Genomic DNA, 15,121 nt, shown 5'->3' with positions numbered 1-15,121 from the left:
GAATCCGGGAGACTGTAAGGAGATGAACGCCATATGTTTATTTGTCCAAATTGCAAAGGAAAAGACATTGGGAAAATAGGTGTCAACCAATTTTATTGCTGGAATTGTTATATCGAATTATCGGTTTCAAAGGGGAAAATCCATACGCATCAAGTAGAAGAAGATGGTTCGTTAAGTTCTCTTGATGATTTATTTGATGAGAATGAAAGAACGATCGGATAACGAAAAGGGGGATTTACTTTGAATCTACGCAATTCATTAATCGCATTAGGTGTTGGAGCGGCAGCATATCAATATGCTCGCAAACAAGATGTATTTTCAAAACGTAATATGAAAAAAGCACGTAAGATGATTAAATCTTATTTATAAGCGTAAAAAACTCCCTTCATGATAAGGGAGTTTTTTTATGCACTTGTATGCAAATATAAAAGTCCAATTTCAGAGAAGAGATAAGATAGGCCGTAACATCCAACGCCAAGCATGCCGTAATGAAATAATTGCTTCGCCCTTTCTTTTCGTGAGGAACGAACAAAGAAGCCTTTCCAAATACCAAACCCGATACAAATCCATTCAAGAATCATAAAAAGTGCAGATAATATGAGCATAAATAAAACCATTATGAGCCCTCCTGATTATATTGTTTCATGCCGCGTTCTCAGGGGTGGTTGTCCTTGTTATGTATATATATGTGCGTCTTTACAAAACAGTATGGTCTGCACAAAAAGATTTTAAAACTTTTGCACATAACCTACCCTATTTATTTTCACAATAAAGGTGGAGGAGGTTTTTCGTGTGAAGAATCTTAAAATCATTTGGATATATCGTTTAGGGTTATTGTTACTTGTTTTTCTTTGTTTGCTCGTCTTTTTAAAAATTAAGCCGCTATGGGCACCGATTATTTTTGTATGTAAAGTGGCCATTACACCGTTTCTTATTGCATGTTTCATTGCGTATTTATTGCATCCTTTAATTGAAAAAATTCATAAGGAAGGGATGCCGCGTACACTCGCTATTTTGCTTATTTACATCCTTTTCTTTGGCGGGATTGGTTATGGAATTTATAAAGGAACGCCGGTTGTGATTAAGCAATTACAAGAAATCAATGAACAATTCCCGCAGTTTACAAAAATGTATGATTCTTGGATGGATGGTGTTACAGAACAAACAGCGAATTTCCCGTCATTTATTCATGAAAAGGTGAAACAAATTTTTGTCGGAGTAGAGACGAAGATACAAGCACTTTTAAATAAAGTGATGAGCACAGCTCGTGGTGTACTAGATTCGTTACTCATTATTTTCTTAATTCCGTTCATTGTATTTTACATATTAAAAGATTACGGCGAGTTTTATCATATCTTTTGGAAACTAGTTCCGAGTAAGTGGCGTAGTACGGGGCAAATGCTGGCGAAAGAAATTGATAAGTCACTTGGAAGTTATATTCGAGGACAGTTATTCGTTTGTTTAGTATTAGGGGGAGTATCGGTTCTTTCTTTTTGGTTTATCGGTATGAAATATCCATTATTACTTGGCATCATCATCGGGATAACAGATATAATCCCATACTTTGGCCCTATTTTAGGAGCGATTCCAGCGTTGATGATTGCAGCAACGGTATCAACAAGTTTACTCATTAAAGCGGGGATTACGATTGCTATTTTGCAATTCGTAGAAAGTAACATTTTATCCCCTTACATCGTTGGTAAGTCGCTTCGCATGCATCCTGTCATTATTATGCTTGCACTACTAGTTGGGGGAGAAGTGGCAGGAATTGTAGGGTTATTAATATCAGTTCCTGTTTTAGCGGTCATTCGCACAGTGATCGTTCATGTAAGGCCCCTTTGGAAAAAAGAAGATGTGTAATAGGAAGGCCCTCTCCTTATAAAAGTAGAGGGCTATCATTATTTAGAGAGTTGCTCGTTTATTTTTTGAACGAGAGAGCTTACATCATTTGTTTGAATATGTTTTATTTTTTTCCATTCATTATCATACATAAATACAATTTGATTGCTGAAAAGCCGCTTTTGTTCTTTTAAATTTGAAATTTTTGCGAAAGCGTACTCTTCAAATAAAGGGTTCTTACTTACATCTGGTCCATAAAAGAAGAGCCGTTTGTCTGTTAAAATTAGCAATCCTGGCCTTGCGACGGAACGATAAATAAATATGTCTAGTGAACAGGCTACGTAAAACAATATTGTTTCATCAGTCGTTAACATATTTTTAGCTTTGTTCAATAAGGTTGTCATTATAATCGCTCCTTTATTATTAATAATTTAATTATAACAAAAATAAAATATTCAGAAAAGTGCGTGGGAGTAGTACAATTTATTAATACATGCATAATATATGAAAAGGCTGTTAAGAATGAATAGTAGAATAGCTATGATTAATAAGTAATTGATATAATATAAATGATTATCTAGATTGACAAACTTAAGAGAATTCTATTATATTTAGTCATATAATACATTAAATCAATGACGGAACAAGTACGTTACAGTCCATTTATAGAGAGAAGCTTCCATATGGCTGAAAGAAGCTTTAAATGAAGGGTAACAGAAAGCTAATCCTGAGAGCAGCTAATCACTGCCGTCTTGCCACGTTACGGCACCATGAGGTGATGAATTGATTCATATAGCAATCAATTCATAATTAGGGTGGTATCGCGAGTTAACTCTCGTCCCTTTTATAGGGGCGGGAGTTTTTTATATTTAAGGAGGAAAATACAATGAAACAACTAACAGGCGCACAAATTCGTCAAATGTTTTTAGACTTTTTCCAAGAAAAAGGACATGCAGTAGAACCTAGTGCATCACTAGTTCCACATGAAGATCCATCTCTTCTATGGATTAACAGTGGTGTAGCAACATTAAAAAAATATTTTGATGGACGTGTAATCCCGCAAAATCCACGTATTACAAATGCTCAAAAATCAATTCGTACAAACGATATTGAAAACGTAGGGAAAACAGCTCGTCACCATACATTCTTTGAAATGTTAGGAAACTTCTCAATCGGTGATTACTTCAAAGAAGAAGCAATTACTTGGGCTTGGGAATTTTTAACGAGCGACAAATGGATCGGATTCGATAAAGAATTACTATCAGTTACAATCCATCCAGAAGATGAAGAAGCATTCACAATTTGGAATGAGAAAATGGGCGTTCCAAAAGAGCGCATCATCCGCTTAGAAGAAAACTTCTGGGATATCGGTGAAGGACCAAGTGGACCGAATACAGAGATTTTCTATGACCGCGGAGAAGCTTACGGTAATGACTTTAGTGACCCAGAATTATATCCAGGCGGAGAAAATGAGCGTTACTTAGAAGTATGGAACCTTGTATTCTCTCAATTTAACCATAATCCAGACGGTTCATATACACCACTTCCTAAGAAAAACATCGATACAGGGATGGGTCTAGAGCGTATGACATCTATCGTTCAAGATGTGCCTACAAACTTTGACACAGACTTATTCATGCCAATGATTGGTGCAACAGAAACAATCTCTGGTGAGAAATATCGTAATGGTGACTTAGAAAAAGATATGGCGTTTAAAGTAATTGCTGACCATATCCGTACAGTAACATTCGCTGTTGGTGACGGTGCTCTTCCATCTAACGAAGGCCGTGGTTATGTATTACGTCGTTTATTACGTCGTGCGGTTCGTTATTCGAAGAAATTAAACATCAACCGTCCATTCATGTTTGAATTAGTACCGGTTGTTGGAGAAGTAATGAAAGACTTCTATCCAGAAGTACTTGAAAAGAAAGATTTCATTGCAAAAGTTGTGAAAAATGAAGAAGAGCGTTTCCACGAAACACTTCATGATGGTGAAGCAATTTTAGCTGAAGTTATCGCAAAAGCTAAAGAAGAAAAAACAACGGTTATTTCTGGAGTAGATGCGTTCCGTCTATATGACACATACGGTTTCCCAATTGAATTAACAGAAGAATATGCCGAAGAAGCTGGTATGACTGTTGATCATGAAGGTTTTGAAAATGAAATGGAAAAACAACGTGAGCGCGCACGTGCTGCTCGTCAAGATGTTGATTCTATGCAAGTTCAAGGCGGTGTCCTTGGAGAAGTGAAAGTAGCGAGCGAGTTCGTTGGTTACGGTACAGTTGCAACAGAAAGTAATGTTGTTGCACTTGTGAAAAACGGTGAATACACAGACAGCTTACAAGTTGGTGAAGAAGGACAATTAATGCTTGATGTAACACCATTCTATGCTGAGAGCGGTGGACAAATTGCAGACCGTGGTTATCTTCTTGCTGATGGCGTGAAAGTTCTTGTAAAAGACGTACAAAAAGCACCAAACGGCCAAAACTTGCACAAAGTTGTAGTTGAAGAAGGTACATTAACGAAAGATGCGGCTGTAAAAGCTATTATCGATACGAAAAACCGTAGTAGCGTTGTGAAGAACCATACAGCAACTCACTTACTACACCAAGCATTAAAAGACGTACTTGGAACACACGTTAACCAAGCAGGTTCTCTTGTAACTTCTGAACGTCTACGCTTTGACTTCTCTCACTTTGGTCAAGTACAAGCTGACGAATTAGAAAAAATTGAGCGTATCGTAAACGAGAAAATTTGGGAAAGTATTGATGTTGAGATTTCTCAAAAAGCAATTGAAGAAGCGAAAGAAATGGGCGCAATGGCATTATTCGGTGAAAAATACGGTGATGTTGTACGCGTTGTACAAGTTGGCGATTATAGCTTAGAGCTTTGTGGTGGTTGTCACGTTGATAATACAGCTTCTATCGGTATTTTCAAAATCGTTGCTGAGTCTGGTATCGGTGCAGGAACTCGTCGTATTGAAGCAGTAACTGGTAAGTCTGCTTATGAATTAATGAACGATCAAGTAGGTTTATTAAAAGAAGCAGCTGGAAAAATGAAAACAAATCCAAAAGACATTTTAACAAGAGTTGATGGTCTATTTGCTGAAGTGAAACAATTGCAAAAAGAAAATGAATCTCTTGCTGCGAAATTAAGCAATATCGAAGCTGGAAACTTAACGGATTCTGTAATGACAGTTGATGGCGTGAACGTATTAGCAGCGAAAGTAAATGTTGCAGATATGAATAACTTACGTACGATGATGGATGATCTGAAAAATAAATTAGAATCTGCGGTTGTCGTATTAGCGTCTGTAAATGATGACAAAGTAAACATCTTAGCTGGCGTAACGAAAGATTTAATTAGCCAAGGTTACCATGCTGGTAAACTTGTGAAAGAAGTAGCTTCTCGTTGTGGCGGTGGCGGTGGTGGCCGTCCTGATATGGCACAAGCGGGCGGTAAAAACCCAGCGCAAGTTGAGGAAGCTTTAGCATTTGTACAAGAGTACGTTAAATCTGTTTCAAAATAAAGAGATAGTAGTGTACAATGGTAGGGAGAGGAGAAGTTCTTCTCCCTATACTTACTATATAAGTGAGGTGCTTGAAATGGACGGTTTTGATAAAACAATGAAGTTTAGCATTCAAGATGAAAAACAGAGTGTCCATGTAAATGATGTACTTTTAACTGTGTATGATGCACTTCAAGAAAAAGGCTATAATCCGATTAACCAAATCGTCGGTTATTTATTAAGTGGAGACCCAGCATACATACCTCGCCATAAAGATGCACGTAGCATCATTCGCAAGCTTGAACGTGATGAATTAATTGAAGAGCTTGTGAAGTCTTACTTGAAACATCATCGTGAGGAGTAGTTTATGCGGATATTAGGTTTAGATGTAGGTACAAAAACAGTCGGAGTTGCAATTAGCGACGAAATGGGCTGGACAGCACAAGGGTTAGAAACAATTAAGATTAACGAAGAACGAGGTCACTTTGGTTTTGATCGTATTTCTGAGTTAGTAAAGCAGTATGATGTGGACAAGATAGTAGTAGGTTTACCTAAAAATATGAATGGTACAATTGGCCCGCGTGGTGAAGCGTGCCAACAATTTGCAGAAAACCTACGAGAGCTGTTACAATTAGACGTTGTAATGTGGGACGAGCGTTTGTCAACGATGGCAGCGGAACGTCTACTCATTTCAGCCGATGTAAGCCGTAAGAAGCGAAAGCAAGTAATTGATAAGATGGCTGCAGTCGTAATCTTACAAGGATTTTTAGATAGTAAATAAGAGGTGACCAAAATGGAAGAAAATCAAATTACAATTGTAGACGAAAAAGGTAACGAACATTTATGTGAAATTATTTTCACTTTTGACGCTGAAAAATTTGGCAAAAAATCATACGTAGTCTTCTCTCCAATCGGTGAAGTAGACGAAGATGGAGACCAAATTTACGATGCAATGGCTTATGAGCAAAATGAAGAAGAGGGCGGAACTTTACTTCCAATCGAATCTGAAGAAGAGTGGGAAATGGTACAAGAAATGTTCAACACTCTAGCTGATGAGCAAGAAGCTGAATAATAAGTACTGAAAAGGTGGACGATATATAGTCCACCTTTTTTTATATGTAAAATGAAAGATTTTTTGTCGAAACTGCGTAATCCTTTGTAGTATAATGAGACGGATTGTAGAAAAATAAAGTATCTGTCAAAATGATAGGTAAGTTTATTGTGATTTTTCATCGTTTTGTATAGAAAGATGTACATATGGCCTACAATTGAATAAGGAGGAAGAGTTTTGGTAGAGAATCAAGTGAAAAAGAAGCGTAGACGCATTTTTTTATTCTCGATAATTGCACTGCTTTTAGTTTGTGGTTCAGTCTATGCGTATATTTCATCCGCATTAGGACCGGTTGATAGCGGGAATAAAAAAGAGATTGAAGTAGAAATTCCAAAGGGATCATCTACTAGTAAAATTGGTGAGATTTTAGAAGAAAAAGGTGCTGTGAAAAACGGTACAGTTTTTAGTTTTTATACAAAGGCTAAATCTAAAAATTTACAAGCGGGTACATATTTATTAAATCCTTCAATGAGTGCAAAAGATGTTATTGAGCAAATGTCATCTGGTAATGTACATCGTCCAGCTCTTTATAAAGTGACGGTAAAAGAAGGGGCACAAGTAACTGAAATTGCAGAAACGGTTGCAAACGAATTAAAGTGGAATAAAGATGATGTTGTACGTCAATTAAACGATAAAGCATTTATTCAAAAAATGCAGCAAAAGTATCCCAAGCTGTTAACGGATAAAATCTTTGATAGCAATATTAAATATCCATTAGAAGGTTATTTATATCCTGCGACGTACTCTTTCTATAAAAAAGATACAACTTTAGAAGAAATTGTTATCCAAATGCTTGAGAAAACGAATGCAATCATTGTTCAAAACGAAGCAAAAATGAAATCGAAAAACTGGGATGTGCATCAGCTTTTAACATTGTCTTCACTTATTGAAGAAGAGGCAACAGGCTTTACAGATCGTCAAAAGATCTCTAGTGTCTTTTATAATCGTTTAGCAAAAGGTATGCCGCTTCAAACGGATCCAACGGTATTATATGCACTTGGAAAGCATAAACAACGTGTATTATACGAAGATTTAAAGATAAACTCACCGTACAATACGTACGTTGTGAAAGGATTGCCGGTGGGCCCGATTGCAAACTCTGGTAAACATTCAGTGGAAGCAGCGCTAGAGCCTGCGCAAACAGATTATTATTATTTCTTAGCTGCACCAACTGGTGAAGTGTACTATGCGAAAACATTGGAAGAGCATAATGCACTAAAGCAAAAATATATTACGAAAAAGCAGTGAAATGGGGAGGGATAGCGAAAAAGGTCGCACATCCCTCTTTTTTGTGGTAAAATATATCGGGTTAAAAACTGGCAGAAGAATCGTTTTTAATATCAAAACGGGACGTACAAGCTAAGGATAAAGCTGGCTTGTATTTTTATTGCATTCTATGTGTGAAAAGACGTCATAGAGGCACTTCTCCATGTAAATAAGGAGGACCATTATGGAGGATGCAGTTAACGAGTACCTATTATCATTTATTGATCCGAAAGATAAATTAATTCTTGAAATGGAAGACTATGCGAAAGAAAATCATGTGCCAATTATGGATCGACTTGGAATGGAATTTATGTTGCAATTTTTACGTTTAATTGGACCGAAGAGCATTTTAGAGCTAGGTACAGCAATTGGCTATTCTAGTATTCGTATGATGCAAGCTATTCCAAATTCTCGCATTGTGACAGTTGAGCGCAATCGCGATCGATATGAAAAAGCACTTGAATATATAGAACGTTCACCAGTTAAAGAACGTATTTCCGTTATTTACGGTGATGCGTTAGAAACAGGCGAGCAAGTAGAAGAACATGGAACATTTGACGTTATTTTTATTGACGCAGCAAAAGGACAATATCGTCGCTTTTTTGACTTATATGAACCGTTATTAAGTCCTGGTGGCGTAATTATTTCAGATAATGTTATGTACCATGGCCTTGTAACGACGAAAGAGAAAATTGAAAACAGACGTACACGTGGTTTAATCCGTCGTATTAAGACGTACAATGAATGGCTTATGAACCATGAAGGATATGATACAACGATTTTCCCAATTGGTGATGGAGTAGCTGTTAGTAAAAAGAAAGGGTGACCAAGGTATGAAGAAACCAGAATTGTTAGTAACACCAAAAGCAGTGGCGGATATCGAACCTCTTGCGAAAGCAGGAGCAGATGCGGTAATGATCGGTGAGCAAAAGTTTGGTTTACGTTTAGCAGGGGAATTTTCACGTGAAGATGTGAAACAAGCTGTGAAGATTGCACATGAAAATGGTGTAAAAGTATACGTAGCAATGAACGCTATGTTCCACAACGATAAAGTAGAAGAATTAACAGACTATGTTGCATTTTTAAACGAAGTACATGTAGATGCAATTGTTTTCGGAGATCCAGCAGTATTAATGGCGGTTCGCGAAGTAGCGCCAAATATGCAATTGCACTGGAATACAGAAACAACAGCAACAAACTGGTTTACTTGTAACTACTGGGGACAAAGAGGAGCAAAACGTGCTGTATTAGCTCGCGAGCTTAGCTTAGATGAAATTGTTGAATTAAAAGAAAATGCTGAAGTGGAACTTGAAGTGCAAATTCACGGTATGACTTGTATGTTCCAGTCGAAGCGTTCGTTAGTAGGAAACTACTTTGAGTATCAAGGACGTCATCTTGACATCGAAAAGAAAAAATATGAAGAGAATATGTTCTTATATGACCCAGAGCGTAACAATAAATATCCAATTTATGAAGATGAAAATGGTACTCACATTATGAGTCCAAATGATATTTGTTTCATCGATGAGTTAGAAGAGCTAATTGATGCTGAAATTGATAGCTTAAAAGTTGATGGTGTACTAAAAAGCTCTGCATACATTATTGAGGTAACGAAGAAATATCGTAAAGCAATTGATTTATGTGTAGAAGATCGTGATGCGTATTACGACGTGAAAGACGACTTATATAAAGAGATAGAAGAAATGCAACCGGTGAATCGTCCGTTAGATACAGGATTCTTCTTTAAAGAGACGGTTTACTAAACGAGGAGGGTGTAGGAAATGACTGTACAAGAAATTTCACGAGTGATCGATGGCAAACGCGTTATTGTGAAGAAACCTGAACTGTTAATCCCTGCGGGTAACTTAGAAAAATTAAAAGTAGCTATCCATTACGGGGCAGATGCTGTATATTTAGGTGGACAAGAATTTGGTCTTCGTTCGAATGCAGGTAACTTTACACTGGAAGAAATGGCAGAAGGTGTGGAATTTGCAAAGAAATATGGAGCAAAAATATATGTAACAACAAATATCTTTGCACATAATGAAAATATGGACGGGCTAGAGGAATATTTAAAAGGGATTGAAAAAGCTGGCGTAACGGGAATTATCGTTGCTGATCCGCTTATCATTGAGACTTGTAAACGTGTAGCGCCTTCTGTTGAGGTGCATTTAAGCACACAGCAATCACTATCCAACTGGAAAGCAGCACAGTATTGGAAAGAAGAAGGTTTACATCGTCTTGTATTAGCTCGTGAAGCAAGCTATGAAGAAATGAAAGAGATTAAAGAAAAAGTGGATATTGAAATTGAAGCATTCGTCCATGGTGCAATGTGTATCGCATATTCAGGAAGATGTACGCTAAGTAACCATATGACAGCGCGTGACTCTAACCGTGGTGGTTGTTGTCAATCTTGTCGCTGGGACTATGATTTAGTTCAAACAGTATCACAACATAAAGATGCAAAAGAGCTTCCTCTATTCCAAGAAGAAGATGCTCACTTTGCAATGAGTCCAAAAGACTTAAATTTAATTTTATCAATTCCGAAAATGATTGAAATTGGAATTGATAGCTTAAAAGTTGAAGGACGTATGAAATCAATCCATTACGTAGCTACTGTAGCGACAGTATATCGTAAAGTAATTGATGCATATTGTGCGGATCCTGATAACTTTGAGTTTAAACAAGAATGGTTAGATGAGCTTGATAAATGTGCAAATCGTGATACAGCTCCTGCATTCTTTGAAGGGGTTCCAGGACATCAAGAGCAAATGTTTGGAAATCATAGTAAGAAAACAACGTATGATTTCGCTGGTTTAGTGTTAGATTATAATGAAGAAACGGGCATCGTAACGATTGAGCAACGTAATCATTTCAAACCAGGACATGAAGTGGAGTTCTTTGGACCAGAAATAGAAAACTTTACGCAGACGGTGGAGAAAATTTGGGATGAGGATGGAAACGAATTAGATGCAGCGAGACATCCGTTGCAGATCGTGAAATTCAAAGTGGATCAACCAGTGTATGTGAATAATATGATGCGCAAAAGCATACTTCAATAAGAAAGAGTGATAGTCGAATGGGGACGAATAAGCCTGTTGTAATTGGAATTGCTGGTGGTTCAGGGTCAGGTAAGACAAGTGTAACGAAAGCGATTTTTGACCATTTTAAAGGTCATTCCATTTTAATCTTAGAGCAAGATTATTATTACAAAGATCAAAGCCATTTACCAATGGAAGAGCGTTTAAAAACAAATTATGATCATCCATTAGCGTTTGATAATGATTTGTTAATTGAACATTTGCAGCAGTTGCTTGCATATAAACAAGTAGAGAAACCTGTATATGACTATACATTGCATACGCGTTCAGATGAAATTATTCCAGTTGAGCCGAAAGATGTAATCATTTTAGAAGGAATTCTTATTTTAGAAGACCCACGTCTTTGTGAGTTAATGGACATTAAGTTATTCGTTGATACAGATGCTGACCTTCGTATCCTGCGCCGCATGCAACGTGATATTAAAGAACGTGGTCGTACGATGGATTCAGTTATTGATCAATATGTAAATGTTGTACGTCCAATGCACAATCAATTTATTGAGCCTTCTAAGAAATTTGCGGATATTATTATCCCTGAAGGTGGACAAAACCACGTTGCAATTGATATTATGGTTACAAAAATTGCAACAATTCTTGAACAAAAAGTAAATTTGTAATAGCATAGTAAAAGATATACGGTAGGAAGGGATTTTTTCCCTTCCTATCGAATACAATGAAACATGCAACCTCATCTATATATAGGTGAGGGCATATTTATATCAACTTTCCATACATATCTTCTTTATATAAAGAAGAATTGGGAATACGGGGTTGTATGTGACAACTCCGCTAGTACAGGCGTGCTAGAAACCTCCGCTTTACATATAAGCGGGGGAGTTTTCATATGGAACTCCTCTTTTTTTCGGGGGATTGGTATATAAAAGGAGTGGAAAATATGGCAACAGAAAAAACATACCCTATGACGCAAGAGGGTAAGCAAAAGCTAGAGAATGAACTTGAGGATTTAAAAACGGTAAAACGTAAAGAAGTTGTAGAGCGCATTAAGATTGCACGTAGCTTCGGAGATCTTTCTGAGAACTCTGAGTATGATGCAGCGAAAGATGAGCAAGCGTTCGTAGAAGGACGTATTACACAATTAGAAAACATGATTCGTAACGCAGTTATCATCACAGATAACGGTGAAGAATCTACAGTTGTTACATTAGGTAAAACAGTAACATTTAAAGAACTACCAGATGGAGATGAAGAAGCTTACACAATCGTAGGTAGCGCAGAAGCAGATCCATTTGAAGGAAGAATTTCTAACGATTCTCCAATCGCAAAAAGCTTATTAGGTAAGCAAATTGGCGAGAAGGTAGCAATCCAAACTCCAGGTGGAGAAATGCAAGTAGAGATTATCTCTGTAAAATAATTAAAAATCACTCGTGTAAAAGCGAGTGATTTTTTTATTTGTATAAAAGATGAAACACTCCGTCCAAACTATACTAGACGAGGTGTTTTTTTATGGAAATAAAACGGAGAATTACAATTGTTTTAATTTGTTTTATATGTGTCATGTTTATGTTACTTTGTCGTTTAATTCAAATACAAATTATCGATACGGAATCATTTACGGATCGTAAGATTAACTTAATTGAAAAAAGTGTTACACAACGGACGCAATCCATTACGGTAGATGATGGACGCGGCCATTTTATAGATCGTAATGGTAAGGAGATAGGTGAGAAAAAGTATCCTGTTTTAATTGTTTTTCCATTTCTACAATTAAAAAATAACATGTTGGAGAAAATTGCGCATATCATTGGTATGTCGAGACAAGAGATTGAAAGTCAAATGAAACATAAGAAAAGTGCATTTATCCTGCAAAGAGGAAATGAACCACTTCGCTTGGAACGAGAGCAGATGGAGAAGGTGAATCAATTAAATGTATTAGGCATTGTAGCAGCTGAAGTTCGTTTGCGGCAAACTAGCGTGGTGAATCATTTAATTGGTGATGTGGGTGAGAATGAACGAGAATTTCAAAAACGATACGGAGAAGTTAGAAAAATTTCAAAACAAACACCGATTGGCATTTCAGGATTGCAGCAATCATTTGATGAATTTCTTTTGACCGATGGAGAGGCAAAAGTATTGTATCAAGTGGACCGGCAAGGAGAACCGATTTTTGGAAAACAAGCGAAATATACATCGCCTGGAAATCCGTTTTATCCAGTGACGATTCAAACTACTTTACATAACGAGTTACAGAAAAAAGCAGAAGAAGTAGTTGAAGCAAGTGAAATTAAGAAGGGAGGAGTAGTGCTACTTGATGTAAAGAAAAATGAAATTTTAGCAATGGTTAGCAAACCATCTGTACAGGTGAAAGATGAGAGTTTATATAAAACTACACTTGAAAATCAAATGTTAACACCACACTTTCCCGGTTCTGTTTTTAAAACAATAATTGCGGCCGCAGCGATTGATCAAAATGAAAATGTTTTTAATCGCGTATTTAATTGTAATAAAGATTTATATGGTGAAGATCACCCACAAGTTAGGATGGGGACACTTAGTTTTAAAGAGAGCTTTGCTAGAAGCTGTAACAGGACATTTTCAGAGTTAGGAAATGAGCTAATACAAAAGGATAAGATGGTGTTAGAAACTTATGTAGAGGCTTTAGGAGGCGCTGAGAAGGTTGGATGGAGAGGTTCTGTATTTCATACAACTCATTTTGAGCAAATGCCAGAGGAGAAAAGTGTTACGATTTGGGAGAGTGAAGGAAATAAGAATAGTAAAAAAGCGGTAGCGCAAACAGCAATTGGACAGAAAGATGTACGTATGTCACCTCTAGCGATTGCAAATATGATGGCGACGATTGCTAGAGGTGGAGAAAAGATGGAAGTGAAAGCTGTTGAAAAAATAATGTACAAAAATGGAACGGATTTTTATACATTTGAAGACCATACATTAGGTGGGAAACAGCTTTCATATGAAACAGTGAAAACATTACAACAGTTATTAAGGAGCGTTGTAACAACGGAGAAAGGCACAGGAGCAGCATTCAAGTCGTTACCACTAAGTGTCGCTGGAAAATCTGGGACAGCACAAACAGGAAAAGGAACGAAAGAGAATCGTTGGTTTGCAGGTTATTTTCCATATGAAAATCCAAGATATGCTTTAGTTGTCGTGGATATAGAAACGAGTAGCAATGTAAATGCAGTTACACCTATTTTTAAAGCAATCGTAGAATCAATCTATCGATTAGAGAATGAAAAGTAATCTTGCAATTCATAGTAAAATGTTTTCATTTCATGAAAATATTATTGTAAATGTTCAACCTTTCTAGATTTAATGTTACAATAGCAAGTATGAAAAACTGCATGGAGGTTTGAAGAATGGCAGGAGGATCTAGATTCCAACAGAAACAACAAAAACGTCGTCAAAACGGTGTTTTAAATATTGCAATCGCTATTGTACTAGTAGCAGTAGCTATTGTAGCATATCAATTGTTTGTTCCTGACACGAAAGAGCAAGCGTCTTCTAGCGATAAAAAGGTAGCTCAGCAAACAACGAAAGAGAATAAGTCTGAGAAAGCTAAAGGCAAAGAAGAGACGAAGAAGAATGAACAAGAGAAAACAGAGGCTAAGAAGAAAGAAGAAGAAGAGAAGCTAAAGGCTGAAGAAGAACAGAAAAAAGCTGAAGAAGAAGCAAAAGCTAACGAGAAAGTACCAGCTGAAAAAACACAGCCAAAGGCAACTGACGCTTATACGAAACCTTCTTGGAAGCCAGTAGGCACAGAGCAAGGTGCAACACCTGCGATGACGTTTAAAAAAGGTACAGCAGATTGGAATGAGATGAATCAAGCGATTTCAGCTGCAATTGACGTTCCAGTAGAGCAATTAATTATTCATCGAATCGGAAATAACGGTAAGAATAAAGCTTACGGTAACGTACAAGATAAACAAACAGGTAAAAGATATTATGTAAATATTGATTGGGTAGACAATGAAGGCTGGAAACCAGTACTTGTTCAAACTCTAAACTAAAAAAGAGAAGCTCCTTAGGAGCTTCTCTTTTTTAGTTAGCGTAATTTCTTTAATTTAAAATGAACAACCGCGCTATAATATGGTCTTTTACTTTCAGGATCCATAACCATTTGATGCGAGATGTGATGAACTTCAAGCATAAGTGCTTTATTATTATCGATTTGTTCACTGATTTTACGTTCTAAAGAAGCTAAGTCTCCCGCTTCAAAAAATTCTACTTTATCTTCTAACATTTCAAAGGTAAATGACATGAAGACGGCCCCTCTCCTATGTAATCAACTATAGTGTAACAAAGAAAAGAAGGAAATAC

18 protein-coding genes and 1 other annotated feature are annotated in these 15,121 nt (G+C 36.8%); of the genes, 15 read left to right on the top strand and 3 right to left on the bottom strand.

Annotation, left to right across the window (positions count from 1 at the left end; translation table 11 throughout):
* The first annotated feature begins 33 nt into the window (after positions 1-33).
* Together ACTFR9_RS14380 and ACTFR9_RS14375 are read left to right on the top strand one after the other, a co-directional pair.
* Positions 34-222 carry a hypothetical protein gene (locus tag ACTFR9_RS14380; protein WP_000469281.1) on the top strand — a complete coding sequence of 63 codons (189 nt, stop codon included), beginning with the start codon at positions 34-36 and terminating at the stop codon, positions 220-222.
* A gap of 18 nt (positions 223-240) precedes the next feature.
* On the top strand, positions 241-369 hold the full coding sequence (locus ACTFR9_RS14375) for a YrzQ family protein (protein WP_001053553.1): 129 nt from the start codon (positions 241-243) through the stop codon (positions 367-369).
* A gap of 35 nt (positions 370-404) precedes the next feature.
* On the opposite strand, the gene ACTFR9_RS14370 is transcribed toward ACTFR9_RS14375, so the two are convergent.
* Complete coding sequence (locus tag ACTFR9_RS14370; protein WP_000242548.1) at positions 405-617, bottom strand: hypothetical protein; 213 nt, start codon at positions 615-617, stop codon at positions 405-407.
* A 175-nt stretch (positions 618-792) separates the two neighbouring features.
* Here ACTFR9_RS14370 and ACTFR9_RS14365 point away from each other — a divergent pair, with 175 nt between their 5' ends.
* Entirely contained in the window at positions 793-1,860 is a 1,068-nt protein-coding gene (locus ACTFR9_RS14365) for an AI-2E family transporter (protein WP_000793118.1), read from the top strand.
* Positions 1,861-1,898: 38 nt separating this feature from the next.
* On the opposite strand, the gene ACTFR9_RS14360 is transcribed toward ACTFR9_RS14365, so the two are convergent.
* A complete protein-coding gene (locus ACTFR9_RS14360) occupies positions 1,899-2,243 on the bottom strand; it encodes a PH domain-containing protein (RefSeq protein ID WP_000209473.1) in 345 nt (114 codons plus the stop codon).
* 222 nt (positions 2,244-2,465) lie between these two features.
* Positions 2,466-2,685 (top strand) — a binding site (T-box leader).
* Positions 2,686-2,725: 40 nt separating this feature from the next.
* Between ACTFR9_RS14360 and alaS the strand changes: the two genes are divergently transcribed.
* The 12 genes from alaS to ACTFR9_RS14300 all read left to right on the top strand — a co-directional run bounded on the left by alaS (position 2,726) and on the right by ACTFR9_RS14300 (position 14,811).
* Entirely contained in the window at positions 2,726-5,368 is a 2,643-nt protein-coding gene (alaS, locus tag ACTFR9_RS14355) for an alanine--tRNA ligase (RefSeq protein ID WP_000811836.1), read from the top strand.
* 76 nt (positions 5,369-5,444) lie between these two features.
* Positions 5,445-5,711 carry an IreB family regulatory phosphoprotein gene (locus ACTFR9_RS14350; protein WP_000348590.1) on the top strand — a complete coding sequence of 89 codons (267 nt, stop codon included), beginning with the start codon at positions 5,445-5,447 and terminating at the stop codon, positions 5,709-5,711.
* A gap of 3 nt (positions 5,712-5,714) precedes the next feature.
* Complete coding sequence (gene ruvX / locus ACTFR9_RS14345) at positions 5,715-6,128, top strand: Holliday junction resolvase RuvX (RefSeq protein WP_001221191.1); 414 nt, start codon at positions 5,715-5,717, stop codon at positions 6,126-6,128.
* 12 nt (positions 6,129-6,140) lie between these two features.
* A complete protein-coding gene (locus ACTFR9_RS14340; protein WP_000392247.1) occupies positions 6,141-6,419 on the top strand; it encodes a DUF1292 domain-containing protein in 279 nt (92 codons plus the stop codon).
* A gap of 216 nt (positions 6,420-6,635) precedes the next feature.
* A complete protein-coding gene (mltG, locus tag ACTFR9_RS14335) occupies positions 6,636-7,706 on the top strand; it encodes an endolytic transglycosylase MltG (RefSeq protein WP_229136244.1) in 1,071 nt (356 codons plus the stop codon).
* A 202-nt stretch (positions 7,707-7,908) separates the two neighbouring features.
* Complete coding sequence (locus ACTFR9_RS14330) at positions 7,909-8,550, top strand: O-methyltransferase (protein ID WP_229136243.1); 642 nt, start codon at positions 7,909-7,911, stop codon at positions 8,548-8,550.
* A 7-nt stretch (positions 8,551-8,557) separates the two neighbouring features.
* Positions 8,558-9,487: a peptidase U32 family protein gene (locus ACTFR9_RS14325; protein WP_000742781.1), complete on the top strand. Its 930-nt coding sequence runs from the start codon at positions 8,558-8,560 to the stop codon at positions 9,485-9,487.
* Positions 9,488-9,505: 18 nt separating this feature from the next.
* A complete protein-coding gene (locus ACTFR9_RS14320; protein WP_000217969.1) occupies positions 9,506-10,786 on the top strand; it encodes a peptidase U32 family protein in 1,281 nt (426 codons plus the stop codon).
* 17 nt (positions 10,787-10,803) lie between these two features.
* Complete coding sequence (udk, locus tag ACTFR9_RS14315; RefSeq protein WP_000537087.1) at positions 10,804-11,442, top strand: uridine kinase; 639 nt, start codon at positions 10,804-10,806, stop codon at positions 11,440-11,442.
* Positions 11,443-11,720: 278 nt separating this feature from the next.
* A complete protein-coding gene (greA, locus tag ACTFR9_RS14310; protein ID WP_000179963.1) occupies positions 11,721-12,197 on the top strand; it encodes a transcription elongation factor GreA in 477 nt (158 codons plus the stop codon).
* A gap of 92 nt (positions 12,198-12,289) precedes the next feature.
* Complete coding sequence (locus tag ACTFR9_RS14305; RefSeq protein ID WP_000403943.1) at positions 12,290-14,044, top strand: peptidoglycan D,D-transpeptidase FtsI family protein; 1,755 nt, start codon at positions 12,290-12,292, stop codon at positions 14,042-14,044.
* Between the two features lie 116 nt (positions 14,045-14,160).
* Entirely contained in the window at positions 14,161-14,811 is a 651-nt protein-coding gene (locus ACTFR9_RS14300) for a YrrS family protein (RefSeq protein ID WP_000897107.1), read from the top strand.
* A gap of 35 nt (positions 14,812-14,846) precedes the next feature.
* Here ACTFR9_RS14300 and ACTFR9_RS14295 read toward each other — a convergent pair whose 3' ends face one another.
* Positions 14,847-15,062 (bottom strand): YrzA family protein, encoded by a 216-nt coding sequence (locus ACTFR9_RS14295; protein WP_000010984.1) that lies wholly within the window; start codon positions 15,060-15,062, stop codon positions 14,847-14,849.
* Between the last annotated feature and the right edge of the window lie 59 nt (positions 15,063-15,121).

This window comes from Bacillus cereus group sp. MYBK222-1, from assembly GCF_051916425.1.
GTDB classification, from domain to species: Bacteria; Bacillota; Bacilli; order Bacillales; family Bacillaceae_G; genus Bacillus_A; species Bacillus_A paranthracis.
The sequence above is the reverse complement of the archived record's forward strand: the minus strand, read 5'-3'. Positions and strand labels throughout refer to the sequence as shown.